At 66.9% G+C, this 26,561-nt stretch carries 26 protein-coding genes; 13 read left to right on the forward strand and 13 right to left on the reverse strand.

The window, feature by feature from the left end:
* Positions 1-101: 101 nt before the first annotated feature.
* The 3 genes from rlmN to NZL82_RS13445 all read right to left on the reverse strand — a co-directional run bounded on the left by rlmN (position 102) and on the right by NZL82_RS13445 (position 2,543).
* Complete coding sequence (gene rlmN / locus NZL82_RS13435) at positions 102-1,286, reverse strand: 23S rRNA (adenine(2503)-C(2))-methyltransferase RlmN (protein WP_261270263.1); 1,185 nt, start codon at positions 1,284-1,286, stop codon at positions 102-104.
* Positions 1,287-1,413: 127 nt separating this feature from the next.
* Entirely contained in the window at positions 1,414-1,887 is a 474-nt protein-coding gene (locus tag NZL82_RS13440) for an invasion associated locus B family protein (protein WP_261270264.1), read from the reverse strand.
* Entirely contained in the window at positions 1,884-2,543 is a 660-nt protein-coding gene (locus tag NZL82_RS13445; protein ID WP_261270265.1) for a histidine phosphatase family protein, read from the reverse strand. The genes NZL82_RS13440 and NZL82_RS13445 overlap by 4 nt, the downstream gene beginning before the upstream one ends.
* A gap of 141 nt (positions 2,544-2,684) precedes the next feature.
* On the opposite strand from NZL82_RS13445, the gene NZL82_RS13450 reads away from it, so the two are divergent.
* The 6 genes from NZL82_RS13450 (at position 2,685) to NZL82_RS13475 (ending at position 10,118) form a co-directional block, all read left to right on the forward strand.
* A complete protein-coding gene (locus NZL82_RS13450) occupies positions 2,685-3,293 on the forward strand; it encodes an outer membrane protein (protein WP_261270266.1) in 609 nt (202 codons plus the stop codon).
* A 151-nt stretch (positions 3,294-3,444) separates the two neighbouring features.
* Positions 3,445-4,560 carry a DNA polymerase III subunit beta gene (gene dnaN, locus NZL82_RS13455; RefSeq protein WP_261270267.1) on the forward strand — a complete coding sequence of 372 codons (1,116 nt, stop codon included), beginning with the start codon at positions 3,445-3,447 and terminating at the stop codon, positions 4,558-4,560.
* A gap of 219 nt (positions 4,561-4,779) precedes the next feature.
* The gene (gene recF, locus NZL82_RS13460; protein WP_261270268.1) at positions 4,780-5,823 is read left to right on the forward strand and encodes a DNA replication/repair protein RecF; all 1,044 of its coding nucleotides are present in this window, start codon (positions 4,780-4,782) and stop codon (positions 5,821-5,823) included.
* Between the two features lie 353 nt (positions 5,824-6,176).
* Complete coding sequence (gene gyrB, locus NZL82_RS13465) at positions 6,177-8,669, forward strand: DNA topoisomerase (ATP-hydrolyzing) subunit B (RefSeq protein WP_261270269.1); 2,493 nt, start codon at positions 6,177-6,179, stop codon at positions 8,667-8,669.
* Between the two features lie 133 nt (positions 8,670-8,802).
* Positions 8,803-9,564 (forward strand): class I SAM-dependent methyltransferase, encoded by a 762-nt coding sequence (locus NZL82_RS13470; protein WP_261270270.1) that lies wholly within the window; start codon positions 8,803-8,805, stop codon positions 9,562-9,564.
* A gap of 68 nt (positions 9,565-9,632) precedes the next feature.
* Complete coding sequence (locus NZL82_RS13475) at positions 9,633-10,118, forward strand: DUF1440 domain-containing protein (protein WP_261270271.1); 486 nt, start codon at positions 9,633-9,635, stop codon at positions 10,116-10,118.
* A 40-nt stretch (positions 10,119-10,158) separates the two neighbouring features.
* Here NZL82_RS13475 and NZL82_RS13480 read toward each other — a convergent pair whose 3' ends face one another.
* The 8 genes from NZL82_RS13480 to thiD form a co-directional block, all read right to left on the reverse strand.
* Complete coding sequence (locus NZL82_RS13480; protein WP_261270272.1) at positions 10,159-11,193, reverse strand: sensor histidine kinase; 1,035 nt, start codon at positions 11,191-11,193, stop codon at positions 10,159-10,161.
* 14 nt (positions 11,194-11,207) lie between these two features.
* The gene (locus tag NZL82_RS13485) at positions 11,208-11,651 is read right to left on the reverse strand and encodes a response regulator (RefSeq protein ID WP_261270273.1); all 444 of its coding nucleotides are present in this window, start codon (positions 11,649-11,651) and stop codon (positions 11,208-11,210) included.
* Complete coding sequence (locus NZL82_RS13490; protein ID WP_261270274.1) at positions 11,652-13,151, reverse strand: ATP-binding protein; 1,500 nt, start codon at positions 13,149-13,151, stop codon at positions 11,652-11,654.
* Positions 13,152-13,202: 51 nt separating this feature from the next.
* Positions 13,203-13,964, reverse strand: coding sequence for an exonuclease domain-containing protein (locus tag NZL82_RS13495; RefSeq protein ID WP_261270275.1), 762 nt, complete (start codon positions 13,962-13,964; stop codon positions 13,203-13,205).
* A gap of 40 nt (positions 13,965-14,004) precedes the next feature.
* Complete coding sequence (folP, locus tag NZL82_RS13500; RefSeq protein ID WP_261270276.1) at positions 14,005-15,060, reverse strand: dihydropteroate synthase; 1,056 nt, start codon at positions 15,058-15,060, stop codon at positions 14,005-14,007.
* A gap of 139 nt (positions 15,061-15,199) precedes the next feature.
* Positions 15,200-16,339 (reverse strand): DNA methyltransferase, encoded by a 1,140-nt coding sequence (locus NZL82_RS13505; protein ID WP_314732891.1) that lies wholly within the window; start codon positions 16,337-16,339, stop codon positions 15,200-15,202.
* Positions 16,340-16,599: 260 nt separating this feature from the next.
* Positions 16,600-17,196 (reverse strand): ribonuclease HII, encoded by a 597-nt coding sequence (locus NZL82_RS13510; protein ID WP_261270277.1) that lies wholly within the window; start codon positions 17,194-17,196, stop codon positions 16,600-16,602.
* A gap of 123 nt (positions 17,197-17,319) precedes the next feature.
* Positions 17,320-18,147 carry a bifunctional hydroxymethylpyrimidine kinase/phosphomethylpyrimidine kinase gene (gene thiD / locus NZL82_RS13515; protein WP_261270278.1) on the reverse strand — a complete coding sequence of 276 codons (828 nt, stop codon included), beginning with the start codon at positions 18,145-18,147 and terminating at the stop codon, positions 17,320-17,322.
* 311 nt (positions 18,148-18,458) lie between these two features.
* Between thiD and NZL82_RS13520 the strand changes: the two genes are divergently transcribed.
* Entirely contained in the window at positions 18,459-19,343 is an 885-nt protein-coding gene (locus NZL82_RS13520) for a bestrophin family protein (RefSeq protein ID WP_261270279.1), read from the forward strand.
* A gap of 19 nt (positions 19,344-19,362) precedes the next feature.
* On the opposite strand, the gene NZL82_RS13525 is transcribed toward NZL82_RS13520, so the two are convergent.
* Positions 19,363-20,784: a sigma-54 dependent transcriptional regulator gene (locus NZL82_RS13525; RefSeq protein WP_261270280.1), complete on the reverse strand. Its 1,422-nt coding sequence runs from the start codon at positions 20,782-20,784 to the stop codon at positions 19,363-19,365.
* Between the two features lie 200 nt (positions 20,785-20,984).
* Here NZL82_RS13525 and NZL82_RS13530 point away from each other — a divergent pair, with 200 nt between their 5' ends.
* The 6 genes from NZL82_RS13530 (at position 20,985) to NZL82_RS13555 (ending at position 25,678) form a co-directional block, all read left to right on the forward strand.
* Positions 20,985-21,167 carry an aa3-type cytochrome c oxidase subunit IV gene (locus NZL82_RS13530; RefSeq protein ID WP_261270281.1) on the forward strand — a complete coding sequence of 61 codons (183 nt, stop codon included), beginning with the start codon at positions 20,985-20,987 and terminating at the stop codon, positions 21,165-21,167.
* 4 nt (positions 21,168-21,171) lie between these two features.
* On the forward strand, positions 21,172-22,299 hold the full coding sequence (locus NZL82_RS13535; protein ID WP_261270282.1) for an NAD(P) transhydrogenase subunit alpha: 1,128 nt from the start codon (positions 21,172-21,174) through the stop codon (positions 22,297-22,299).
* Positions 22,300-22,403: 104 nt separating this feature from the next.
* Complete coding sequence (locus NZL82_RS13540) at positions 22,404-22,754, forward strand: endonuclease domain-containing protein (RefSeq protein ID WP_261270283.1); 351 nt, start codon at positions 22,404-22,406, stop codon at positions 22,752-22,754.
* Position 22,755: 1 nt separating this feature from the next.
* Complete coding sequence (locus tag NZL82_RS13545) at positions 22,756-23,055, forward strand: proton-translocating transhydrogenase family protein (RefSeq protein WP_058745330.1); 300 nt, start codon at positions 22,756-22,758, stop codon at positions 23,053-23,055.
* A gap of 20 nt (positions 23,056-23,075) precedes the next feature.
* Positions 23,076-24,614 (forward strand): NAD(P)(+) transhydrogenase (Re/Si-specific) subunit beta, encoded by a 1,539-nt coding sequence (locus NZL82_RS13550; RefSeq protein WP_261270385.1) that lies wholly within the window; start codon positions 23,076-23,078, stop codon positions 24,612-24,614.
* Positions 24,615-24,757: 143 nt separating this feature from the next.
* Positions 24,758-25,678 (forward strand): winged helix DNA-binding protein, encoded by a 921-nt coding sequence (locus tag NZL82_RS13555; protein ID WP_261270284.1) that lies wholly within the window; start codon positions 24,758-24,760, stop codon positions 25,676-25,678.
* A 1-nt stretch (position 25,679) separates the two neighbouring features.
* Here NZL82_RS13555 and NZL82_RS13560 read toward each other — a convergent pair whose 3' ends face one another.
* On the reverse strand, positions 25,680-26,504 hold the full coding sequence (locus tag NZL82_RS13560) for an oxygenase MpaB family protein (RefSeq protein WP_261270285.1): 825 nt from the start codon (positions 26,502-26,504) through the stop codon (positions 25,680-25,682).
* Between the last annotated feature and the right edge of the window lie 57 nt (positions 26,505-26,561).

Genomic DNA, 26,561 nt, shown 5'->3' on the forward strand with positions numbered 1-26,561 from the left:
GATTGCCGGGGGCAATCCAGCCTGCCACTCCCTCTCGATAGCGCGACACCCCTCCGTCAGGCCTGACGGCCTGACACCTCCCCTTGCAGGGGAGGATCAGGTCACCCCAGCGCCGCGAACTTCTCTTCCGCCTCGCGGTCGAGCTGCGCACGGCTCTTCTTCTCGGCGGCGGTCTTGAGCTGGCCGCAGGCCGCATCGATGTCGCGCCCGCGCGGGGTGCGGACGGGTGCGGAGATCCCGCCCTCGAACACGATGTCCGAAAAGCGGCGAATCCGCTCCGGGGTCGAACATTCGTAATCCGCGCCGGGCCAGGGGTTGAACGGGATCAGGTTCACCTTGGCGGGCAGCTTGTACTGGCGCAGCAGCCGGACCAGCTCGTGGGCATCGGCGTCCGAGTCGTTCTTGTCCTTCAGCATCACATATTCGAAGGTGATGCGCCGGGCATTGTTGGCGCCGGGATAGTCGGCACAGGCCTGAAGCAGTTCCTCGATGCCGTATTTCTTGTTGAGCGGCACGATCTCGTCGCGCACGTCCTTGGTCACCGCATGGAGTGAGACGGCGAGGTTCACGCCGATCTCTTCGCCCGCGCGCGCCATCATCGGCACCACGCCGCTGGTCGAGAGGGTGATGCGCCGCTTGGACAGCGCCAGCCCGTCGCCGTCCATCACCAGCTTCAACGCATCGCGCACCGCATCGAAATTATAGAGCGGCTCACCCATGCCCATCATGACGATGTTGGTCAGCATCCGCCCCTCGGGCTGGCTGGGCCATTCGCCGAGCGAGTCGCGCGCCAGCATCACCTGCCCGACGATCTCGCCGGCGGTCAGGTTGCGGACCAGCCGCATCGTGCCGGTGTGGCAGAAGCGGCAGTTGAGCGTGCAGCCGACCTGGCTCGACACGCGCAAGGTTCCCCGATCGGCGTCGGGGATGAACACCATCTCGTAATCCTGCCCGTCGGGCGAGCGGAGCAGCCATTTGCGCGTGCCATCGTTCGACACCTGCGCCTCGACCACATCGGGGCGGCCGATGACGAAGCGGTCCTCCAGCCAGGGATGCTGCGCCTTGGAGATGTCCGTCATGTCGGCGAAGCGAGTCGCGCCGCGATTGTAGAGCCAGTGCCAGATCTGCTTCGAGCGCAGCTTGGCCTGCTTCAACTCCATGCCCGCCGACAGCAACGCCTCGCGAAGCTGGTCCTTGGTCAGGCCGATCAGGTCGACCCGGCCATCGGGGCGCGGTTGCACGCCGCGCGGCACGGGCACGGGATCGATGTGCCCGGGGATGGGCATGGGGGCGGCCGAAACTGTCTGCATGGGCTCGCCCATAGCGCAAAATCGCGCCTAATACCACTGGCTCGACGCGGATCGCTTCACGCTCCCCCGGAGGGGAGCAATGGAAGTCAATCGGCATTCCCCGTCACACAGGCCCCGTCACACAGGCCAGCGTCGCGGCGTCGATCGCGGCGGCCGCGCCCGCCAGCGCATAGGTATCGGCGAAGGGACGGCGGCGGGTGTCGACCGCCGACACGCTCATGCTGCGGCCCGATCGCATCGCCATGACCAGCGCATGGTCGGTCGCGGCATCGGGCGCCCAGACGTCCTGGGCTGTGCCGACCAGTGGAAAGCGCCGCTCGCCGATGACCAGCGTCACCGCCGCCGCCCGGTCGCGGGGGATGGTCAGATGCAGGTGGAAGGACTCGCGCAGTCGCCTGGCGGGCCAGGTCCCGACGCTGGCGAAACCGCCGGTCCGCCCGTTCGCCAGCACCGGCTTGGCGATGGCGTAGCAGCGATCGGGGTCGCGGAACGCGCCCCAGCCCTTGTAGATGCCGATCGTCTCGCGCGCGAACGTCGGACCGGCGGTCAGCGCCAGGATCAGGAAAAGGCGCTTCATGGCGAGGGGCGGTGGATCAGCGTCTCGCGGCCGCCCGCGATCATCACGATCGACCCTTGCGGCAGTCGCTCGGCCACCGGTACGCCGCAATGCGCATCGTCGGGCAGGTCCAGCATCAGCCCGCGCAGCACCCGACTCGACAGGCCGTGCATTAGGATCAACCGGTCGCCGTCATCATCCTGCGTATCGGCCAGCCATGCCGACAGGCGCGCCGCCATGGCGGGATAGCTCTCGCCATCGGGCGCGCCCACCGCCATGCCGTGCGGATGAACTATGGGTCCATGCACCGCCGCCAGATCGGCAGAAATCTGTCCGCCCCAACTGCCGAAGCCGAGTTCGATCAGGCGCGGATCATGGTGGGTCGCGTGCCAGTCGAGCGCGATATGCTCCGCGATCACCGCCAGCGTCTGAAGCGCGCGGCCGGTGGGCGAGGACCATAGGGTGACCGCGGGCGTCGAGCCCAATCGCGCTTGCAGAACCTGGCCGATCGCCTCGGCCTGGGCGAAACCCCGGCGGGTGAGGGGGGTGTGCAGGTCGATCCGGTCGCCCTGGATCTTGCCGATCCGATTGAACACCGTCTCGCCATGCCGGGCGATGAAATCGCGGCCCCGGCGCGCTTGGCGCGGGCGTGAGGGCTGAGGATCGGGCGTCGCCATGGCGTCATCCCTGTCGCGGCTGTTGCGCCGATGCAACGCTTTTTCCTGTTTAGCTGAGGTTCATGCAACGTCGGCGGTTTCGCGCCATTTAAGCCCCCGACCGCCAATGTAACGGCGGCCGGTACAGTAATGGAGTAAGTTATGCGTAAGCTCATGCTCGCCGCTCTGGCGACGTCCGCGCTGGCAGCAGCGGCGGCCCCCGCCGCCGCCCAGACCGCGCAGCCTTTCACGGGTTTCCGCGTCGAAGGGCTGATCGGTTATGACAGCCTCAACGATCGTCATGGGCAGGACGGCAGTTCGAGCGACGGCGTGCTTTATGGCGCAGGCATCGGCTATGACATTCCCGCGGGCCCCGTCATCCTGGGCGCGGAAGGCGAGATTACCGGCTCCAGCTCCGACACGCGCAGCAACGGCATCCGCGTGCCCGGCGACGAATTCCGCCTGGGCGCGGGCCGCGATCTCTATGCCGGTGCGCGCGTCGGCTATGTCATCTCGCCGGTCGCGATGGGCTATCTGAAGGCGGGCTACACCAACGCCAAGTTCGATGCGCGCTACACCACGGCGGGCGTCACCACCGCCAACGAACAGGAAGTCGGCGGCTATCGCCTGGGTGCGGGGCTCGAATATGCGATCAGCCCCAACACCTTCGTAAAGGGCGAATATCGCTATTCGCACTATGACGAAATGGATGGTGTCGGCATCAACCCGAACCGCCATCAGCTGCTTGCCGGATTGGGCCTGCGCTTCTGAGCCGGGATTCTTTTCCACATTAACGGTGGTTTTACTACCAGTGGTGGAGGGGTCGAAGCCTTGCTTCGGCCCCTTCTTGGCGGGTAGGAACCAAGGCCATTTATCACACTCGGACTCCGGCCATGCGGTCGTTCCGGCGGGGGATCAGGAAATGAAGGCGACGATCGAACGCGCAACGCTGCTCAAGGGTTTGAGCCATGTCCAGTCGGTGGTGGAGCGGCGGAACACGATTCCGATCCTCTCCAACGTCCTGCTCGAGGCGACGGCCGAGGGCCAGCTTCGCATGATGGCGACCGACCTGGACCTTCAGATCAACGACAGCGTCGCCGCCGCGGTCGACCAGCCGGGTTCGACCACCGTGTCGGCCCACACCCTGTTCGACATTGCGCGCAAGCTGCCCGAGGGTGCGCAGGTGCAGCTGACCGCCGCCGAGGGGCGCATGACCATCGTGGCGGGCCGGGCGCGCTTCTCGCTGGGCACCCTGCCGCGCGACGATTTCCCGGTCATCGCCGAGGGCGAACTGCCGACCCAGTTCGAGCTGTCGGTCGAACTGCTCAAGCAGATCATCGACAAGACCCGCTTCGCCATCTCGACCGAAGAGACTCGCTATTACCTCAACGGCATCTTCCTGCATGTCGCCGAGGACAATGGCGCACCGGTGCTGAAGGCCGCCGCCACCGACGGCCACCGCCTCGCCCGCGTCACCATCGAGCGTCCCAATGGCGCCGAGGGCATGCCCGACGTGATCGTGCCGCGTAAGTGCGTCGGCGAGTTGCGCAAGCTGCTCGACGAGGTGGACGGCTCGGTTGGCGTGTCGCTGTCGGGTACCAAGATCCGCTTCGATCTGGGCCAGGCGATCCTGACCTCCAAGCTGATCGACGGCACCTTCCCCGATTACAGCCGCGTCATCCCGACCGCGAACGACAAGATCCTGAAGCTGGACCCCAAGGCGTTCATGCAGGGCGTCGACCGCGTCTCGACCATCGCGACGGAGAAGACCCGCGCGGTGAAGATGGCGCTGGACCGCGACCGGATCACCCTGTCGGTGACCAGCCCCGAAAACGGCACCGCATCGGAAGAGGTGCCGGGCGAATATACCTCGCTCGGTTTCGAGATCGGGTTCAACAGCCGCTATCTGCTCGACATTCTGGGACAGATCGACAGCGACCTGGTCGAAGTCCACCTGGCCGACGCCGCCGCGCCGACCCTGATCCGCGAAAATGACAAGGCGCCTGCGCTCTACGTGCTGATGCCGATGCGGGTGTAAGCCGACCCTATTCCTCCCCTGTAAGGGGAGGTGGCAGGCCGCAGGCCTGACGGAGGGGTGTCCCGCTATCGAGAGCGAGTGGCAGGCCGGATTGCCCCCGGCAATCTTCAAACCCGCGGGGCGGGTTTGACCTGCCACTCCCCTCCACCAGCTTCGCTGGTCCCCCTCCCCTTTCAGGGGAGGATGTAATGAAAGCCGATACCTTCTAAGGCGGACGCAATGCTCACCCGCCTCGTCCTCACCGATTTCCGCAATCACGCCGACCTCGTGCTGAACCCCAGCGCGGGGTTCGTCGTGCTGACCGGTGAGAATGGCGCGGGGAAAACCAATGTGCTGGAGGCGGTGTCGCTGCTCGCGCCTGGTCGCGGCCTGCGCCGCGCCGCGTTATCGGCGATGGCGCGACAGGGAGGCAAGGGCGGGTTCGGCGTCGCGGCGACACTCGATGGCGATGTCGAGATCGCAACCGGCGCGCTGGCCTCCGCGCCCGAACGGCGGGTCGTCAGGGTACAGGGGGCGGCCACGAGCGCCAATGCGCTCGCCGACTGGCTGTCGGTGCTGTGGCTGACCCCGGCGATGGACCGGTTGTTCGTCGAGCCCGCGTCGGAGCGGCGGCGATTCCTCGACCGGCTGGTGCTCGCGCTGGCCCCGGCGCATGGGATGCACGCGACCCGTTACGACGCGGCGATGCGCGAGCGCAACCGACTGCTGGCGAGTAACGGCCCTGTCGATCCCGACTGGCTGACCGCGCTGGAGGCGCGAATGGTCGAGCATGGCGCGGCGGTGGATGCCGCGCGGGTGGCGGCGGTCGCGGCGCTCGACCAGCGGCTGGAGGAGGTGCCCGACAGCGTCTTCGCGCGCGCCTCGTTGGCGCTGGAGGGTGAGGCGGTGGACCCGCCCGCCTTTGCCCATGCCCTCGCCATGGGGCGCAGGCGCGATGCGGCGGCGGGACGGACTTTGGTGGGGCCGCACCGTGCCGACCTGATCGTCACCCATGTTGCCAAGGAGCAGGCGGCGGCGCTCTGTTCGACGGGCGAGCAGAAGGCGTTGCTGCTCGGCATCGTGCTGGCCCATGCGGACCTCGTGACCGATCGGCGCGGCACCGCACCGGTGCTGCTTCTGGACGAAGTCGCCGCGCACCTCGACCCCTCTCGCCGCGCCGCGCTGTTCGAGCGGCTGGCGGGGCGTGGGCAGGTGTGGATGACCGGCACCGAAACGGCGCTGTTCACCGACGTGCCGGGGGAGGCGACGCGGGTCGCGTTCTAAAAGCAGTGAAGAATCGAACGATCTCCACGCCGCCGCGCGGAGGCGATGCTGTCGGCCAATGTTAAAGCCGGGATAATCGCGCCGCACCGACTGGGCGGATACCGTTCCGGCGGCCAGCCTTGCCGCGATGGCCGTGAGCATGACGGATTTTCCAATCATCCCATGTCTCCTTGCTCGCTCGCCTCGAAAGACGCGCTAGATCGGCCAAGGCTTCCGGCGCGACGGGTGAATTCGGGGTCTCGATCGGCTGCCCTGGCCCGGGCCGTGCGACAGGGGCGGAAAAGGGGGGTGAAACGGCCCCGGAGCCGTCCATTTCGCTTTCCCTTGGGGCCCGCAATTCCTATATACTCGCTATGGCAGATACCCCCCAGACGAACGAATATGGCGCCTCCTCGATCAAGGTGCTGAAGGGCCTCGACGCGGTGCGCAAGCGGCCGGGCATGTATATCGGCGATACCGACGACGGCTCGGGCCTGCACCATATGGTGTTCGAGGTCAGCGACAATGCGATCGACGAAGCGCTGGCGGGGCATTGCGACCGCATCGACATTCAGCTGAACGCCGATGGCTCGGTCAGCGTCACCGACAATGGTCGCGGCATCCCGACCGGCATCCACCCCGAAGAGGGCGTGTCGGCGGCCGAGGTCATCATGACCCAGCTCCACGCCGGTGGTAAGTTCGAGAATACGTCGGACGACAATGCGTACAAGGTGTCGGGCGGCCTGCACGGCGTCGGCGTGTCGGTGGTGAACGCGCTGTCCGAGTTCCTGGACCTGACCATCTGGCGCGATGGCGAGGAGCATTATATGCGCTTCGCGCACGGCGATGCGGTCGCGCCGCTCAAGGTCGTCGGCAAGGCCGAGCCGGGGCAGAAGGGCACCCGCGTCACCTTCCTGCCTTCCCCTTCCACCTTCAAGATCACCGAGTTCGACTTCGACAAGCTGGAGCATCGCTATCGCGAGCTGGCGTTCCTGAACTCGGGCGTCCGCCTGTTCCTGACCGATGCGCGGCATGACGAGCCCAAGACCGTCGAGCTCTATTACGAGGGTGGCATCGCCGCCTTCGTGAAGTGGCTGGACCGCTCCAAGTCGCCGCTCTTCCCCGAACCCATCGCCATTCATGGCCAGCGCGATGCGATCGGCATGGACGTCGCGCTGGAGTGGAATGACTCGTACTATGAGAACGTCTTGGCGTTCACCAACAACATCCCCCAGCGCGACGGTGGTACGCATATCGCGGCCTTCCGCGCCGCGCTGACCCGCACGCTCAACAATTATGCCGACAAGTCGGGCCTTCTGAAGAAGGAGAAGGTGACGCTGACCGGCGACGATATGCGTGAGGGGCTGACCGCGATCGTCTCGGTCAAGCTGCCCGATCCGAAGTTCAGCAGCCAGACCAAGGACAAGCTGGTCTCGTCCGAGGTCCGCCAGCCGCTGGAAGCGCTGATCGCCGACAAGCTGGCCGACTGGCTGGAGGAAAACCCGCAGAACGCCCGCGCGATCGTCGCCAAGATCATCGACGCCGCCGCCGCGCGCGAAGCCGCCAAGCGCGCCCGCGAGCTGACCCGGCGCAAGGGCGTGATGGACATCGCCTCGCTCCCCGGCAAGTTGGCCGATTGCCAGGAGCGCGATCCCGCCAAGTCCGAACTCTTCCTGGTCGAGGGTGACTCGGCCGGTGGTTCGGCCAAGCAGGGGCGCAATCGCCATTTCCAGGCGATCCTCCCCTTGCGCGGCAAGATCCTGAACACCGAGCGCGCGCGCTTCGACCGCATGATCTCGTCCAAGGAGATCGGCACGCTCATTCAGGCGATGGGCACCGGCATTGGCCGCGACGATTTCAACGCGGACAAGCTGCGTTACCACAAGATCGTCATCATGACCGACGCAGACGTCGACGGCGCGCATATCCGCACGCTGCTGCTGACCTTCTTCTACCGCCAGATGCCCGAGCTGATCGAGCGCGGGCACCTCTATATCGCCCAGCCGCCGCTCTACAAGGCGACCAAGGGGCGGTCGGAGGTCTACCTGAAGGACGACACCGCGCTCGACGAATATCTGGTCGAGGCGGGCGTTTCGACCATGGTGCTGGAAGGACCGGGCGGCGCGCGGTCGGGCAACGACCTGAAGGCGCTGGTCGATCATGCGCGGCGGATGCGTACCCTGATGCGCTACGTGCCGCGCCGCTATGACGCGTCGATCATCGAGGTGCTGGCGTTGGCCGGTGCACTCGACCCCGTGCTGACCCGCGAGCAGCGCATGGCGACGGTGGTCGAAACCACGCGCCGTCTGGAGTCGGGCGATCACGAGGCGCGCTGGTCAGCGCGTCTGACCGAGGATGGCGGCGTCCATTTCGAGCGGCTGTGGCGCGGCGTGACCGATCACCACATCGTCGAGGCCAGCTTCATCGCCTCGGCCGAAGCGCGCAAGCTGCACACTCTGGCCGCCGAACAGGCCGAGAGCTTCGCCCAGGCGGGCAAGCTGGTGCCGCTGCGCAACGCCGCGACCGAGCCCTCGGCCGATGTCGTGCCGACCGACGAGGAAGGTAACGCTACGACGCTGGCGCGCGGTGAAACCCGCGTCGCGCGACCCAGCCAGTTGCTGGAGGCGATCCTGACCTCGGGCCGCAAGGGGCTGGCGATCCAGCGCTACAAGGGGCTGGGCGAGATGAATGCCGAGCAGCTCTGGGAAACGACGCTCGACCCGGCGGTCCGCTCGATGCTGCGCGTGACCTCGGACGATGTCGCGGCGGCGGACGAGGTGTTCAGCCGGTTGATGGGCGAAGTCGTCGAGCCGCGTCGCGAGTTCATCCAAGACAACGCGCTGAACGTGGCGAATCTGGACGTGTAATCGGGACTATCCATTCCCCCGCTCCGTTCAGCCTGAGCGAAGTCGAAGGCCACGCGAATCCCTTGGGCTTCGACTACGCTCAGCCTGAACGGCGGTTAGGGATGACGGCATCAGAACATAGGAGAGAGCAGGCATGAAGGCGATCGCACTGGGATTGATGCTGACGGCGGCAGCGACCGTCGCGGTCGCGCAGCAAAAGCCTGCCGCGTCCACCAAGTCCGCTGCCGTCCCCGCGTACGTCACTGCCGCGCTGGCCGATCCCGCGCGCGCCGATCAGGCTGCCGATGACGAACGTCGTCAGGCCGCCGCCGTCCTCGCTTTCTCGGGCGTGAAGCCCGGCGACACGGTCATCGATTACCTGCCGGGCAAGGGCTATTGGACGCGTATCTTCTCCGGCATCGTCGGGCCGAAGGGGCATGTCTATGCCTATTGGCCCGCCGCCGGACAGAAATATGCCGAGAAGGCGTTGGGTACGATCCAGGGCTGGAACCTGCCCAATGCGACCGCGCAGGTGCAGACGGTCAACCTGCCCGTCTCCGACAAGCCGGTCGACCTGTTCTGGACCGTCCAGAATTACCATGACGTCGCCAATAAGGATGCGGGCGAACCCGCGCTCCGTGCCTTCGACCAGGCGGTGTTCAAGCTGCTCAAGTCGGGCGGCACCTATGTCATCATCGATCACGCCGATGCGGTGGGCAAGGGATTGGCCAACACCAACACCACGCACCGGATCGACCCCGATTACGTGAAGCGACAGGTCCAGTCGGTGGGATTCCGTTTCGTCGGTGAGAGTCGGGTGCTGCGCAATCCCGAGGACGATCATTCGAAGAACGTCTTCGATCCCGCCATTCGCGGGCGCACAGACCAGTTCGTCTACAAGTTCCGCAAGCCCTGACGCGCCTGCCATGAACCCTATTCCGATCGGCCCGTTGTTGGCGGATCGGAATGGCTGGAGTGGCGCAGATGGCGAAGACGAAGCACGGCCTGGGTTGGGCGATCGGCGCCGGCGTGGTCGGCGGGCTGGTCGCCTCGCTGGCGATGAACCGGTTTCAAGCCGTGGCGGCGGGTGCGTTCGGCCAAAAGGGGAGCAATGACGACCCCGCTACCGTGAAGGCCGCCGATACGCTCGCCAGAATGGCGACCGGCGAGCCGCTGACCCAGAAATATCGCGAGACCTCCGGCGTGATCGTCCATTACGCCACGGGCGCGGTGCTGGGTGGGCTCTATGGCGCGCTGGCACATGAACGGCCTGAGGCGACGTTGGGGCTGGGGGCACCCTATGGGCTGGCGACGATGCTGGCGGTGGATGATCTGGCCGTGCCCGCCTTTGGTTGGGGCGCCGCGCCGCAGGACGCGCCCCCCGCGACCCATGCCTATAGCGCGGCGTCGCATCTGGTGTTCGGGATGGTGCTGGAGGGGGTTCGGCGATTGACGATGCGAATGGTGTGAAAGGGAGGGGCCGGCAAACCGAGCGCCCCCGCACGGCACGCTAGACCGGCACCCTCAGCATCGCGCGGACACCCTGATGCGCGGGGTCATATTCCACCACGGTCTGCAGGCTCTGGGCCATCGCGCGGATCAGTTTCGCGCCAAGGCCCGTCCCCTTGGGAGCCTGATCGACCGCCATGCCACAGCCATCGTCCTCCACCACCAGCAGGCAATGCTCTTCGCCGCGCGTCAGGGTGATGCGCACCTCGCCCACGCCGTCGGGATAGGCATATTTACAGGCATTGGTGACCAGTTCGGTCACGATCACGCCGATCGACACCGCCCGGTCGGTCTTCACGCGGATCGGTTCGGCGACCAGCGTCAGGGTGCGGGGGCAGGCATCGCTCGACCAGCTTTCGCCCAATTCCTCGATCAGCGCGCCCAGATAGTCGCGCAGATCGACCTGATCCACGTCATTGGCGGTGTAGAGGCGCCGATGCACCTGTGCGATGGCGCGGATGCGGCGCTGCGTATCCTCCAGCGCGTCGCGCGCGCGGGCGTCGTCCAATCCGCCCTTTTGCAGTCCGACCATCGCCGACACGAGTTGCAGCGAGTTGGCGACGCGGTGATTGACCTCGCTTAGCATCGCTTCCAGCCGCGCATTGGAGGCGCGCAGTTCGGCTTCGGCGGCGGCCTTGGCGCGTTCCAGCCGGGCGCGGTCGAGCACCTGCTCGAAACTGGCGGACAGCAGGTCGAAGAAATCCTCGCCCACCGTCTTCACCACGTAATCGGCTGCCCCCGCCTTCAACGCGGCGACCGCGATCCGCCCTTCGTCCGACCCCGTGACATAGACGACCGGCGGCGGATCGGGCAGCGCGGTGATCGCGGCCAGCGTTTCCAGTCCGTCCATGCCCGGCATATAATGGTCGACCGCGACCAGATCGAACTCGCCTTCCGCGGCCAGCGCGATCCCCTCGGTCCCCGACGCCGCGCACGATACCGAATAGCCATGGCGGCTCAGCGCACGCGACACCAGACGGCGCAGCGCGTCGTCATCGTCGATATACAGGATGCGGGGCGGGCCGCCGGTCGTCATGGGCAAGCGGGCGATCAGCCCTCTACCTCGGGCACCTGGATCACCGACAGGAACAGGCCGAGCTGGCGGATGGCCTGGGCGAAATTCTCGTAATTGACGGGCTTGGTGATGTAGACGTTGCAGCCCAGATCATAGCAGCGCTGAATTTCCACCTTGTCGTCGGTGGTGGTCAGCACGACGACCGGCGCCCGGCGCAGCGGGCTGCTATCGTCCTTGATCTTCGCCAGGATGTCGGTGCCGCTCATATCGGGCAGATTGAGGTCGAGCAGGACCAGCGACGGGCCACTCTTGGCCGGGCCGTCGGGCGCGTTGAACAGGAAGTCGAGCGCGGTGGTGCCATCGGTGAAGTGCCGAATATCGTTCAGGATGCCGGCGCGCCGGATATTCTTCTCGATCAGGCGGGCATGGCCTTCGTCATCCTCGATCATGACGATACCCACGGAGCGATGGTCGTTCATTCAGGCGCCTTCGATGGAAAGAGTGGGGGGTAGCGACAGAAAGAAGGTCGCGCCTTGACCCAGTTGAGACTCGACGGAAATCGTACCGCCCAGACGATAGGCCAGCGCGCGGACATGGGCCAGACCGATCCCTTCGCCCGGCTGGTCCTGCTGGCCCGACCGGCGGAACAGGTCGAAGATACGCTGATGGTCGCGCGGGTCGATGCCGCGGCCATTGTCGCGCACCGCCACGATCACGCGCCCCGGCGTCTGCTGCACCGAGACATGGACCTCGGCCGGGCGCGTCGGATGACGGTATTTGGTCGCATTCTCGATCAGGTTGGAGAGGATCTGCTCCAGCGCGATCCGGTCGCTGACGATCACCGGCATCGGCCGTTCGATCGTCACGGCGACGCCGCGATCGTCGATGACATGGCGGATCGAATCGGTGATCTGCTCGACCAGCTGGTCCAGCGCGATCATTTCGGGGGCCAGCACCCGGCGTCCCTCGCGGCTGAGCTTCAGGATGGCGTTGATCAGCCGGTCCATCTTGGCGGTCGAGGTGCGGATGAAGCCGATCGCCTCGGGCAGATCCTCGCGCGCGGCGAGGCGGGCCTCTTCGGTCACGATCTGCGGCGCTTCGGCTTCGGCGCGGTCGATCAGTTCGGCCAGCGGCTGGGTCGCGGCGGAGAGTTCGGAGGTGAAGCCCATGACGTTGACCAGGGGCGAACGCAGGTCGTGACTGACGATATAGGCGAAACGCTGAATCTCTTCGTTCGCCAGCGCCAGATCGGCGGTACGCTCCTTGACCTGATCCTCCAGCGTCGCGTTCAGACCGGCCAGCGCCATGCGCGAGGCGTGCAGGTCGCGGGTATAGCGGCGCACGGTCAGGAAGGACACGATCGACACCAGCACGAACAGCAATGCCGCGACCGCCACGACGATCGAGAAGGTCCGTCGGCTGGCGCTTTGTTCGGCATCGCGCAGCGCGAGCAGGCGGCGTTCCTCGCGTGCCATGCCGTCGAACACCATGCGCAGCTTCTGCATCCGTTGCAGCCCGCTGTCCGCGCGGAACAGACGAAGCGCCTCGGCCCCGCGCCCTTGCCGTACCAAGGCGTTGGTCGCGCGCTGCGCCGCGTCGAGTTCGGCCAGCCGCTCGCCGACCTGCCGCATCGGTTCGCGTTGGCGGGGATTGTCGGCGGTCAGCCGCCGAAGCTCGGCCACCTGCGGGATCAGCGCAGCATGGGCCTGCTGGAAGCTTTCGAGAAAGGCCGGCGTGCCCGCCAGCATATAGCCGCGACGGGCGGTTTCCTTTTGCTCGGCCAATCGGCGTGCCTCAATCAGCTCGCTTTCGACGCGATAGGTGTGGACGACCCAATCGCTATGTCGATTGCCCTGCCGGATGGCATAGCCCGCCGCGATGGCAGCGGCCAGAAGCGCCAGAAATCCCGTCGCCATGGCGGCGATCAGGATACGACCGATGGGATTTGCGCCGCTGGGCGCGCTACTCAACCCCTGCATAACGAACGCCTTATCGAAGGATGCGTAGCGTTACCAGCGGTTGAGTCCCGATCACAGCAACAGTTCCTGCGGGGTAGGACGTCCGACATGACCGCCGCCGCGCCGCCGCGCCATCTCGGTCTCGGCGGTGAAGCGGACATCGGGATCGCGATCGGTCAGGAATCCCATCAGCGAATCCTCGTCGATCTCGCGCCAGTCCTTGCCGCGATCGGGTCCATAGCGGACGCGCGGCAACAGGCCGGGGCTGCGCGACCATTCCAGCAATTGCGCCAGGCTCGCCTCGTTCAACTGGTCGCGCAAATGGTGCGCGGTGACATAGGCGTCGGGAAAGGCGCGGTGGATGGGCAGGCCACGTTCGTGCACCAGTCCCTCCGGCTTGCGCCAGTACCGCAATACCTGGTTGGAAAAACTGGGACTGTCGGGCCAGAGGCGAAGCGCGCATTTCCAGGTGCAGATCCAGTCGGCGGACCGGGTCATGGCGGGGGTACAATATTGCTGCTCGAAATCCGCACGATGCGCCGCCAGCGCCAGGCGGCGCGGCCATGGGTCGAGCACTCGGCGTGCGACGTCATGCCACCAGGGCGCGTCGGCGACCTGTTCGTCCAGAATATGATGGATCGCCTGGGTGATGGGCGGGATGGGGCGGCCCGGATTGACCAGGATGCTGCCGCCTTCGCCCTCCAGCTCCCAGCGGCCGTCCTTGCCCAACGCGACGTCCTGCCAGCCGATCTCGCACACGCCGTGCGTCGGCGGGGCCTGTCCGGTCGTCTCCAGGTCGATGACGCGGATGATCTGGGGCTGGGGACGTTGCATCGGCCCTATGTGGGCGTTTGGCCCGCGAAAAGCGAGGGGGTTATCCCATCAGCGCGCGGTCGCGAAGGCCCCGCCAGACATGCAGGGCCTGCACCGTCTCGGCGACGTCGTGGACGCGGATGAGCTGGACGCCCGCCTCCGCACCCTTGAGCGCCAAAGCGAGCGAGCCGCCCAGCCGCGCATCGACCGGGGCCTCGTTCGACAGCGCGCCGATCATCCGCTTGCGGCTGGCCCCCAGCATGATCGGGCAGCCCAGGCCATGGAAAATCGCAAGCCCGTTGATCAGCGCCAGATTGTCCGCCAGCGACTTGCCGAACCCGATGCCCGGATCGACCATGATCCGCGAACGGGGAACGCCCGCCGCCTCGACCGCCGCGATCCGCGCCTCGAGCCAGTCGAACACCTCGGTCAGCACATCGGCATAATCGATCCGGCCATGCCCACCCTTGGCCGGATCGGGAGAGTGCATCAGGATGACCGGGCAACCGGCCTTCGCCACCACCTCCAGCGCGCGGTCGTCCCACAGCAAGGCCGCGACATCGTTGACGATCCCGGCTCCGGCGGCGAGCGCGGCTTCCATCACGGCGGCCTTGCGCGTGTCGATTGAGACCAGCGCGCCGCCGCGGGCCAGCCGTTCGATGACGGGGGCGGTGCGGGCGACCTCGTCGCCTTCCCAGACGGGGGCTGCGCCGGGGCGGGTGGACTCCCCGCCCAGATCGATCACCGCCGCGCCCTGGGCGGCCATCGCCATGCCGCTGTCGGCCGCCGCCGCCGGATCGCCGATATGCTTGCCGCCGTCGGAGAAGCTGTCGGGGGTGACGTTCAGGATCGCGGCAAGCTGGGGGTGGTCGAAGCGCAGGGTGCGTCCGCCCATGGTCCAGGGCGCGCGGGGGGTGGTGAAAGCGGCGTGCAGCGCCCGGGCGCGGGGGGAGCCGCCCAGTTCCTCCGCGAAGCGCGCGACGGGGACGATGCGGCGGCTTGTGCCTTCGCGGACCTCATAGGCCGCAAACCACTGCATCCCGCCCGCCAGCCGCGTGACGCTGCCTTCCTCCAGCCCGATAGGAGTGTCGACAAACTGGACGGGGCGCAGATGCATGGGGAGCCTTCTCAATTCCTCCCCTGCAAGGGGAGGGGGACCAGCGAAGCTGGTGGAGGGGTATCACCCCCCTCGATAACGGGACACCCCTCCGACGCGCTAAGCGCGCCACCTCCCCTTCCAGGGCAGGAATATGGGGTTACGGCTGCGTTGCCAGCAGCCAGGTCTGGCGCATCGCGTCGATGGGCTTCAGCGACCCTTCCATCTCATAATGCCAGAAGGTCCAGCCATTGCAGGTCGGCCGGTTCTGAAGCATCGAGCCAAGCCGGTGGATCGACCCGGCCTGTCCGCAGTCCGACAGCAGCGAGCCGTCCGCGCGCACCGTCGCGCGCCATTTCCGCTTGGCGTCCATCAACGGCATGCCGGGGGCGAGATAGCCATTCTCGACCAGCGTCCCGAACGCCACCTTGGGCTGTGCCTTGGGGCTCTGCATCGTGGCGAGCGCGCTTTCGTCCAGGGGCAGGGCGGCCTCGATCCGTTCGATCGCGGCGGCGCAATAGGCCGGTTCGCGCTCGATCCCGATCCACTGGCGGCCCAGACGCTTGGCGACCGCGCCGGTCGTGCCGGTGCCGAAGAACGGGTCGGCGATCACGTCGCCCGGCCGGGTGCAGGCCAGCAGGATGCGATAGAGCAAGGCCTCCGGCTTCTGGGTCGGATGGACCTTGTGGCCGTCCTTCTTCAACCGCTCCTGACCGCCGCAGATCGGGAATTCCCAGTCCGAGCGCATCTGGATCTCGTCGTTCAGCGTCTTCATCGAGCGATAGTTGAAGGTGTATTTCGCCTTCTCGCCCTTCGACGCCCAGATCAGCGTTTCATGGGCGTTGGTAAAGCGGGTGCCCTTGAAATTGGGCATGGGGTTGGACTTGCGCCAGATGATGTCGTTGAGGATCCAGAAGCCCAGATCCTGCACCGCGGTCCCGACGCGGAAGATGTTGTGATAGCTGCCGATGACCCATAGCGAGCCATTGTCCTTCAGCACCCGGTAGCATTCGGCGAGCCATAGGCGAGTAAAGGCGTCATAGGCGGCGAAGGTGTCGAACTTGTCCCACGCATCGGTGACGGCATCGACATGGCTGCCATCGGGGCGGAACAGCTCGCCGCCGAGTTGCAGATTATAGGGCGGGTCGGCGAAGACCATGTCCACCGACTTGTCGGGCAGCGAGCGGAGCGCCGCGATACAGTCGCCCATCAGGATCTGGCCCAGCGGCAGGTCGCTTTCGCGGTGCGCCGATACCGGCCGCGTCCCGATCGGCCTTCCTACCGTCTGGATGACCCCCATCGTTAACCGTTCCTTCTACCCTCGAACCCTCGCATCCACCCGGAATGAGTCGGTCGTCAAGAGGCGATTCGCACGCGCGACTCGCGGGATTCCGCCAGATTCGCGGAAATATTGCGTCGTCATGGCAGATATTGGGGGTGTGGATAACTTGGCCCCCTAGGGAGTGGGGGTGTGGCGAGAGCGACTCGGGACGCATGAAATTCCTTCTTCGTCACGGCCTGCGGACACTGTCCCCTTTCACGACTGCGATGGACGGGATTTCAGAGATCGAGATAGCATTGCGCCACGGGGGCGAAGCTGCGCCGGTGGAGCGGGGTGGGTCCGTGTTCGCGAAGCGCCGCCAGATGGGTGGCCGAGCCGTAACCCTTGTTGGAATGCCAGCCATAAGCGGGCCATTCCGCCGCCGCCGCGATCATCATCTCGTCACGGACATGCTTGGCGACGATCGAGGCCGCGCCGATGGCCAGCGACTTGGCATCGCCGCCGACGATCGCGGTCGCGGCATAGCCCCATTTGGGCAGGCGGTTGCCGTCGACCAGCACATGCGCGGGGTGGCATCCCAGCGTCGCGACCACCGCGTCGACGGCCAGCGTCATCGCCTTCATCGTCGCCCAATAGATGTTCAGGCGGTCAATCTCCTCGGGATGGACCACTCCGACGCCGACGACCGCGCAGACGCGGATCTCGGCGCAGAGGCGCGCGCGGGTCTTCTCGGTCAGCTTCTTGGAATCGTTGATGCCGCCGGGGCAATCGCGCTCGGGCAGGATGACGGCGGCGGCGACCACCGGCCCCGCCAGCGGCCCGCGCCCCGCCTCATCCACGCCGCACAGGGGCATGGGAAAACCGGTATCGACCATGGGACGGGCATTATCGGGGTGGACGCAATTTGCAAACGCCCATCGCGGCGGAGGTTCGACCATACGCCGTCATGTGCCAACCCCCTTGGCGCAAGTGGGAGGAGAGGAGGGGAAGGGCGGCGCCTATCCCCAGCGCGCGGCGAAGGCGGCGGCATCCCAGCCTTCGCGGCTGATCGCGGCGAGCAGGTGATAGAAGGGGACCATGCCCAGCCCGTGCCCCATTGGGCCATGCCCCTGGCCCAGCCCTGGCGCGGCGGCGAGCGCGGCCTGGACGAAGGCGATGGCGCGGTCCACCGAGTCCGCCAGTGACAGGCCCTGTCCCAGCCCGGTGGCGATCGCGCTGGCGAGCGTGCAACCCGTGCCATGGGTCGAGCGCGTGTCGAGCCGGGGATGCTGCCAGCGTTGTTCGCCCTGCGGTTCGACCAGGCGATCCTCGATCACCGGCCCTTCGCCATGCCCGCCCTTGACCAGCAGCGCGCTTGTTTGGCGGCGGACCATCGCCTCTCCACCCAGCGCGGCGAGTTCGGGCAGGTTGGGCGTGGTCAGGCTGGCCAGCGCCAGGAACCGGCGAAAGGCGGCAATGACATCGGCATCGGCCAGCACCGATCCGCTGGTCGCGATCATCACCGGATCGAACACGACGGGCAGGTCCAGCGTCTCCAGCCGGTCCGCCAGCGCATGCGCGGTCTGCGCCGATCCGATCATCCCGATCTTGATCGCGTCGGCGCCGATGTCCGCCAGCACGCTGTCGATCTGTGCCATTACCATCTCGGTCGGCACGGGGTGGACCGCCTGCACGCCCAGCGTATTTTGCGCGGTGATGGCGGTGATCGCGGTCATGGGGTGACCGCCCAGCATCGCCACCGTCTTGATGTCCGCCTGTATCCCCGCGCCACCTCCGGAATCGGAACCGGCGACGATCAGGATGCGGGGCGGGGGAGGCACGGTCATGACAAATGACCCATGCCTGTCCCGATCCCGGCGGGCAAGCGGTGACGCCCAAACCGGCCTGTGCAGCGCCCCCCTGTATCGCGGGAAAGGGACGGCGATGGAATGGCTTGGCATTTCGCAGCCACGGCCAAGGCCTCGGCGATTTTATGGCACCTTCGTAATCTTTCGTTGCCGAAAGGGGGCAGGGGTTCTCCCGCTGCGCCGCACTATTATTTCGGAGGCGCATCCAACCGCCAATTACAGGCGTTTCTGCGCCTTGAAATCGCGGCTGGGCCAAGACCGGCCGGCTGGCCGTATGAGGGAGACCCGTTTTGATCGTCGATGCCGTACCCCGTACCCGCATCATCATAGCAGAAGTCTGGCGCCCGTTGCTGGCGCTGTTCATCTGGGACGTGATCGTCACGGTCGCCTATTATGTCCTGCCGTTCAAGGCGCCCTCGCTGCCGCTGACGCTGTTCGGCACCGCGCTGGCGCTGTTCCTGGGGTTCCGCACCAACTCGGCCTATCAGCGCTGGTGGGAGGGACGGCAACTCTGGGGCCTGATGATCAACGCCTCGCGCAATATCGCGCGTAGCGCGCGTAACTTCCTGCCCGATCCCGAGGCGCACGACCTGAAGCGGTCGATCGTGCTGCGCCAGATCGCCTATGTGAACGCGCTGCGCTGTCAGTTGCGCAAGCAGCCGGTGGATGGCGAAGTCCTGCGCTTCCTGTCGCGCGGCGAGGCGGAGCCCGCGCTCCAGCGGACCAACACCGCCAACGGCCTGCTCGACGGCACCGGCCGCCGGATCGACGATGCGCGGCGCAAGGGCTGGATCGACACGATTCAGCAGACGCAGATGGAATCGGTGCTGGTCGACATCGCCAATTCGCAGGGCGGCATGGAGCGGCTGAAGAACACGCCGCTGCCCAACCAGTATCGCTTCATCCCGGCCTTCTTTACCCGGCTGTTCTGCGTGTTGCTGCCGATCGGGCTGGTCGAGACGCTGGGCTTCGCCACGCCGGTCGGGTCGTCGATCGCGGGGCTGATGTTCCTGGCCGCGCTGCAGATCGGTGACGACCTGGTCGATCCCTTTTCGGACACGGTCCACGACCTGCCGCTGAGCGCGATGTGCCGCACGATCGAGATCGACCTGCTCCAGTCGATCGGCGACCCCGCGCCAGAGCCGATGAAGCCGGTTGACGGAGTGCTCTGGTAAGTCGGCCGCCGATGCGGGATCAGGCGGCGTTGTCGATGCCCAGTTCGCCCAGCTTGCGATACAGCGTCGAACGCCCGATCCCCAGCCGCCGCGCCACCTCGGTCATCCGCCCGCGATAATGGCTGATCGCCAGGCGGATGACGTCGGCCTCGATATCTTCCAGCGGGCGCAGATTGCCGTCGGGGCGGAACAGGTTGATCCCGCCGCTATGCGTCGCCCCGGCATTCGAACTGCCGACCGAGGGGCGGTCGCCCAGCGACGCGATCTGCGGGAAATCGGCCGGGGTCAGCGCGTCGCCCTCGCACAGCACGGCGGCGCGGAAGAGCGCGTTCTGCAACTGGCGGACATTGCCCGGCCAGTCATAGCGGCTCAGCAGGTCCAGCGCGTCCTCGGTGATGTCCAGCGCGCGCAGGCCCGGCTGTTGCGCGATGCGGCCCAGCAGATGCCGGGTCAGCGCGGGTATGTCCTCCGCCCGGTCGCGCAGCGCGGGAACCGCGACATGGACGACGTTGAGCTTGTAATACAGGTCTTCGCGGAAGCGTCCCGCCTCCACCGCCTCCAGCAGGCGGCCGTCGGTGGCGGCGATGATGCGCACATCGACCTCGCGCGCATGGCGGGCGCCCAGCGGAACGATCGTGCCGGTTTGCAGCATGTCCAGCAATCGCGCCTGGGTCTCGGGCGGCATGCCCGATACTTCGTCCAGGAACAGGGTCGACCCGTCGGCCTCGACCATCTTGCCGATCCGCCGTTCGAAGGCCCCGGCAAAGGCGCCTTCCTCATGGCCGAAGATGATGCTGTCGAGCAGATTGGCCGCCGTCGTGGCGCAGTTGACGCGGATCATCGGGCGTTCGGCGCGGGGCGAGGCGACGTGGATCGCCTCGGCCAGCGATTCCTTGCCGACGCCGCCTTCGCCCTCGATCAGTACCGCCACACGGGCCCGCGCCGCCTTGGCGGCGACGGCGAGCGCCGCGCGGAATTCGGGTGCGTCGCCGACGATCTCGTCAAAGGCGAGGAGTGCGGGAATCTTCTCGGTCAGCGGGCGAAGCTCGCCGCTGGTCTGCCCGGCGACGCAGGCTTCCAGTGCGGCGAGAAGCCGTTCGGGGGCCAGGGGCTTGACCAGGAAGTCGGTCGCCCCCGCGCGTATCGCCGCCACCGCCTGCGCCACCGACTCATTGGCGGTCAGCATCAAAATGGGCAGTTCGGGGCGCAAACGGTGGCAGTCAGCGATCAACTGGGTCGCGTCGGCACCGGGGGCCCAATGGTCGATCAGCACGGCGTCCAGCTCACGCCCCTGCGCGGACCCCAGCACCGAAGCCGCCATGTCCGCATCGGTCGCGAACAGCGTGCGCCATCCGCCGCGCTGCGCCAGCGCGGCGATCAGCCGACGCTGTGCAGGTTCGTCATCGATCAGCAGCAGCAAACGTTGACCGTTGCGCGTCATATCATGTCCCATACACCCTGTTGACGGCGCTATAGCGCAACTTTGTTAAAATCTGCCTTAATTCGGGACAGTGGTGACACTGTCTGGTTAAAGAGGTCTTTCTATCGATGGCGTCGGGTTGTGGCCGTGGATTCGTGGACCCGGGATGAACGTTTCGGGGTTGATCCCCCTGTCCCGAGGAATAAGCTTGGGAGATGGTCATGACGGCGGGACCGACCGCCATAAGGCCGATAGCGGAGGTGAGGATCATGGCGGCCAATGACACCGGCACCGGCGGAATGAAGGCGCATGTCGCCACGTACGACCTGATGATCGCGATGCTCAAATGGGGTGCGGTCGTTGTCGCCATTTTGGTCGCAATCGTCCTCTGGCTGATCGCCTGATTCCATGGGCACGCGCATCGCGGTCCTGCGCGAAACCGTTGCAGGCGAAGCCCGGGTCGCCGCCACGCCGGAGACGGTACGAAAGCTGATCGCGCTGGGCGCGACACTGCTGGTCGAAGGTGGGGCGGGGGCAGGCGCAGGGATCCCCGACGCCGATTACGAACAGGCGGGCGCGACGCTCGGCGAACGGAGCGATGTGCTGGCTGACGCGGAGATCGTGCTGGCGGTGCAGGCACCGGATGCGGGCATGCTGGGCGGGGCCGCGCCGGGGGCCTGGGTGATCGCGGCGTTCGACCCGTTTCGACGCGGCGAGGCGGTGGCGGCCTATGCGGCGGCGGGGCTGGAGGCGCTGGCGATGGACTGGATGCCGCGCATCACCCGCGCCCAGTCGATGGACATTCTGTCCTCCCAGTCCAACCTGGCCGGGTACAAGGCGGTGCTGGAGGCGGCGGGTGCCTATGGCCGGGCCTTTCCGATGATGATGACGGCGGCGGGCACGATCCCGGCGGCGCGGGTCTTCGTCATGGGGGTGGGCGTGGCCGGGCTTCAGGCGATCGCGACCGCGCGGCGGCTGGGCGCGCAGGTGTCGGCCACCGACGTCCGCTCCGCCACGCGCGAACAGATCCAGTCGCTGGGCGCCAAGCCGATCTTCGTCGAAGGCGTGGCGGGGATCGAGGGCGAGGGCGCGGGCGGCTATGCCGGCGAGACGAGCGAGGAATATCGCGCCGCGCAAGCGGAACTGGTCGCCGGGCATATCGCCAGGCAGGATGTCGTCATCACCACCGCGCTGATCCCCGGCCGCCCGGCGCCGCGCCTCGTCACCGATGCGCAGGTCGCGACGATGCGGCCGGGCAGCGTCATCGTCGATCTGGCGGTCGAGGCCGGGGGCAATGTCGAAGGCGCGATGCCGGGCGAGGTCGTCCAGCGGCACGGCGTCACGATCATCGGTCACCGCAACATGGCCAGCCGCCTGGCGGCGGACGCCTCGGCACTGTTCGCGCGCAATATGTACAATTTCCTGGCGGCGTTCTGGGACAAGGAGGCCGGAAGGCCGGTCCTCGACGCCGAAATCGGCGACGCGATCCGCCTGACGCGAGGCGGGCAGGTGGTGAATCCGAGGTTGCGGTCGTGACGATCCTCCCCGGAACGGGGAGGGGGACCGGCGAAGCCGGTGGAGGGGGCGCGCGGCAGAGGCTGCGTCCTGAAGTATCGCTGGCCCGCAAATTGCGACGGCGTATGACCCTGCCGGAGGTCATGCTTTGGCAGCAACTTCGCGGCTCGCCCGGCGGCGTCCGATTTCGCCGGCAGCATCCCATCGGGTGCTATGTCGCCGATTTCTTCTGCGCGAGCGCTCGGTTGATCATCGAAGTCGATGGCGCCGTGCACAGTCTTGAGGCACGCCCAATCCGCGATTTCGCGCGCGACCGATTTATGAACGAAAACGGGTACAGGGTCATGCGGGTCGGGGCCGCCGACATCATGCGCGACGTCGAGGCGGTTGCCGCTTCGATCGTCTCGCTGGCGGCGGCCCCCCTCCACCACTCGCCTTCGGCGAGCGGTCCCCCTCCCCGTACCGGGGAGGAATAGCATGGACTTCATAGCGATCCTGTCGATCTTCGTACTGGCGTGTTTCGTCGGCTATTATGTCGTCTGGTCGGTCACGCCCGCATTGCACACGCCGTTGATGGCGGTGACCAACGCCATTTCCTCGGTCATCATCGTCGGTGCGCTCATCGCGGCGGCGGCGTCTTCGGGGGCGACCGGCTCCGGTGTCGCCAAGTGGCTGGGTCTGGGCGCGGTGGTGCTGGCCAGCATCAACATCTTCGGCGGCTTTGCGGTGACGCAGCGGATGCTCGCCATGTACCGCAAGAAGGAGAAGCGCTCGTGATCGCCCCAGTGTCACCCGCGCTGCCGCCTGCGCCCCTTGCCCCTGCGGTCGAGGCCGTTGCCGCGAACCCCTGGGTGTCGCTCGCCTATCTGGTGGCGGGGGTGTGCTTCATCCTGGCGCTGCGCGGGCTGTCCAGCCCGACGACCAGCCAGCGCGGCAATCGCTTCGGCATGATCGGTATGGCGATTGCCGTCGTCACGACGTTGGTGACGCATATGCCATCGATAGGCTCCGGTTGGACGGCGGCATGTGAAATCGGAGAGGCCGTTTGCCCCTTTGGTTCTCAGATTGATTGGGTCGCCGTTCTCGAAATTCTCGCCGCCATCGGCCTGGGCGCGCTGATCGGCATCACCACCGCCCGCCGCATCGCGATGACCGCGATGCCGCAGCTGGTCGCCGCCTTCCACTCCCTCGTCGGCCTTGCCGCGGTCGCGGTCGCCTGTGCCGCCTTCCTCAATCCGGTCGCCTTCGACATCGCCGACATGGTGGTGCCGATGATCGGACAGCCCTTTGCCAGCATCCATGTCGTCAGCCGGGTGGAGATGGCGCTGGGCGTGGCGATCGGCGCAATCACCTTTTCCGGTTCGGTCATCGCCTTCCTCAAGCTCAACGGCAATATGGGGGGCAAGCCGATCCTGCTGCCCGGCCGCCATGCGCTGAACGCAGGGCTGCTCGGCGCGATCGTCATTCTGGTCGCGATGTTTACCCGGGATCAGGCGCCGTGGATCTTCTGGACGATCACGATCCTGTCCTTCGCGATCGGCTTCCTGTTGATCATCCCCATCGGCGGCGCGGACATGCCGGTCGTGGTGTCGATGCTGAACAGCTATTCGGGCTGGGCCGCCGCGGCGATGGGCTTCACGCTGCACAATACGGCGATGATCATCACCGGCGCGCTGGTGGGCAGCTCGGGTGCGATCCTGTCCTACATCATGTGCCGCGCAATGAACCGCAGCTTCATCAGCGTCATCGCGGGCGGCTTCGGCGCGAGCGATGCCGGGGCGAGCACGGGCGGCGCGGGCGTGGACCGGCCCTGGAAGCGCGGCAGTGCGGAGGACGCGGCCTTTCTGATGAGCCAGGCCGAACAGGTCGTCATCGTCCCTGGATACGGCATGGCGGTGGCCCAGGCGCAGCATGTCCTGCGCGAGATGGGCGACCTTCTCAAGAAAGAAGGGGTGCGCGTCAAATACGCCATCCACCCGGTCGCAGGGAGGATGCCCGGCCATATGAACGTCCTCCTGGCCGAGGCGAACGTCCCCTATGACGAGGTGTTCGAACTGGAGGACATCAACGCCGAGTTCGCGCAGACGGATGTCGCCTTCGTCATCGGCGCCAACGACGTGACCAATCCGGCGGCCAAGACCGACCGCTCTTCCCCCATTTACGGCATGCCCGTGCTCGACGTGGAGAAAGCCAAGACGGTGCTCTTCATCAAGCGGTCGATGGGCGGCGTCGGCTATGCGGGTGTCGACAACGAGCTATTTTATCGTGACAACACGATGATGCTGCTGGCAGACGCCAAGAAGATGGTCGAGGAGATCGTCAAGGCGCTCGGCTGAGTGCCCGATTCGGACTGACGTCGACTCCCGGACGTCATTTCAATCGCTGGATCGACGGGGCGGCGTAAACTATTTTCACGCCCGCCCGGTCCGTGCGATCCGGCGATGGACGAGCCTTTTCCAGAGGCGGCGGGGGGAAGAGAGTGGACGGACAAGAGCTTTACGGCGGCGGCTTTGGAGCCGTGGTGATCAGCGCACCTGCGCTTTCCGTAGCGGCAAGCGACGCCGTGCAGCAGGCCGGGGGGCGGGTGCTGCGTACGATCGCATGGACGGAGGTCGCGGATCAGATCGGACACCAGGCAGGCCGTCCGCTGCTTCTGGTCGACACGCATGGCGCGGAGCCCGCCGCGATGGAAATCGCGCTGGCCCGGATCGACGCGGTGGCGACCGCGCTGGACCTGCCCATTGTGGTCAGTCTCGCTTCGGCGGAGATCGATCTGGTCGCCGCCATGCTGCTCGGCCCGCGCGTCGCGATGCTGTGCGACGCCAGCCAGGTCGAACTGGTCGCCGCGCTGGCCATTGCGGGAACGAGCATCAGCGCCCCCTCGCTGCTCCACTCGCATTTCCGCGAGGGAGAGTCGGAACGGCTCCGGCGGCTGAACGCCGAAGTGGCGCGCATCGCCGAGGCGCTGGCGCGGCTGTCGGTGGAGGAGGAGCAGAGCCGGCGCGGTGGCGTCGGTGATCGCCATCAGAGTTTCCACGCCGCTCCGGCGCGGGTGCATCCCGGCGATGCCGAACTGGTTCGCCGGATGATCCGCGCGCGGCGTCTGCGCGACGGCTTTTTCGGGGCGGGCCTGTTCGAGGAACCGGCCTGGGACATGCTGCTCGATCTCTACGCGGCCAGTCTGGAGGGATCGCAGGTGTCGGTGTCCAGCCTGTGTATCGCCGCCGCCGTCGCGCCGACGACCGCGCTGCGCTGGATCGGCAAGATGACCGAGGCGGGGCTGTTCGCGCGCCAGCCCGATCCGGGCGACCGCCGCCGCGCCTTCATGGTGCTGACGCCCCGCGCACTTGACGGGATGCGCGCTTATCTAGATGCGGCGCGTCGGCTGGGGACGCTGTAACTCAACCGGCGAGCGCCCAGCGGATCGCTCCGCCCAGCCGCCTCGTCCCCGCCCGAATGGCGGGACGGATCGCGGCGGGGCCGTCCAGCCCATGCAGCCGCGCCGCCCAGTCGGGCAGCAGGGCGATTCCCGCCTGGGTCAGCCAGGTCGCGACCGGGGCCAGCGCCGGACTGGGCGCGGGCTGGTTCAGCAATGTGCGCGCGACCAGCCGGGTGCGCGCATCGACGCGTAGTTCGGGACGGATCGAATCGAGGAAGCGCGCCAGTTGATGCCGGTCCTCGGGCACGTCACGCGCGCCCAGCCGATAGGCGATGGTCGCCATTTCGGCCAGATAGCGGTCGGCCTGCGCGTCGGAGAAATCGGGATCGCGATAGGTGCGGTGCGCGCGCAGAAAGGCATCGACCTCGGCGGCGTGGACGACGCTCAGCAGATGCGGGTCGTTGGCGGAATAGGGCGTGCCATCGGGCAGCGTGCCGCTGACCCGGTCATGGACCTGCCGGACCCGCGCGATCATCGCTTCCGCCGCCTCGGTCGAGCCATAGGTGGTCACCGAGATGAACCCCGCCGTGCGCCGAAGCCGCCCGGACATGTCGCGGCGGAAATTGGAATGGTCCCACACCCCCGCCAGCGCGGCGGGGTGCAGCATCTGGACGAGCAGTGACGCAATCCCGCCCGCCATCATCGCGGTGAAGTCGCCATGCACCGCCCATGTCGCGGAACCCGGTCCGAACAATCCGTCATCACCCGGTGGCCGCGTCAGGTCCAGCGAACGGGAACCGACCACGTCACGTATCTGGTCGGCGATCTGGCGGCGGACGGGAAGCATGACCGGTCAACGCTCCGCTCCGCCAATGCGTTGCGCGGGAAGCGGTCCAAGGGCACG

It is taken from the genome of Sphingomonas sp. LC-1 (assembly GCF_025371035.1).
GTDB classification, from domain to species: domain Bacteria; phylum Pseudomonadota; class Alphaproteobacteria; order Sphingomonadales; family Sphingomonadaceae; genus Sphingomonas; species Sphingomonas sanguinis_E.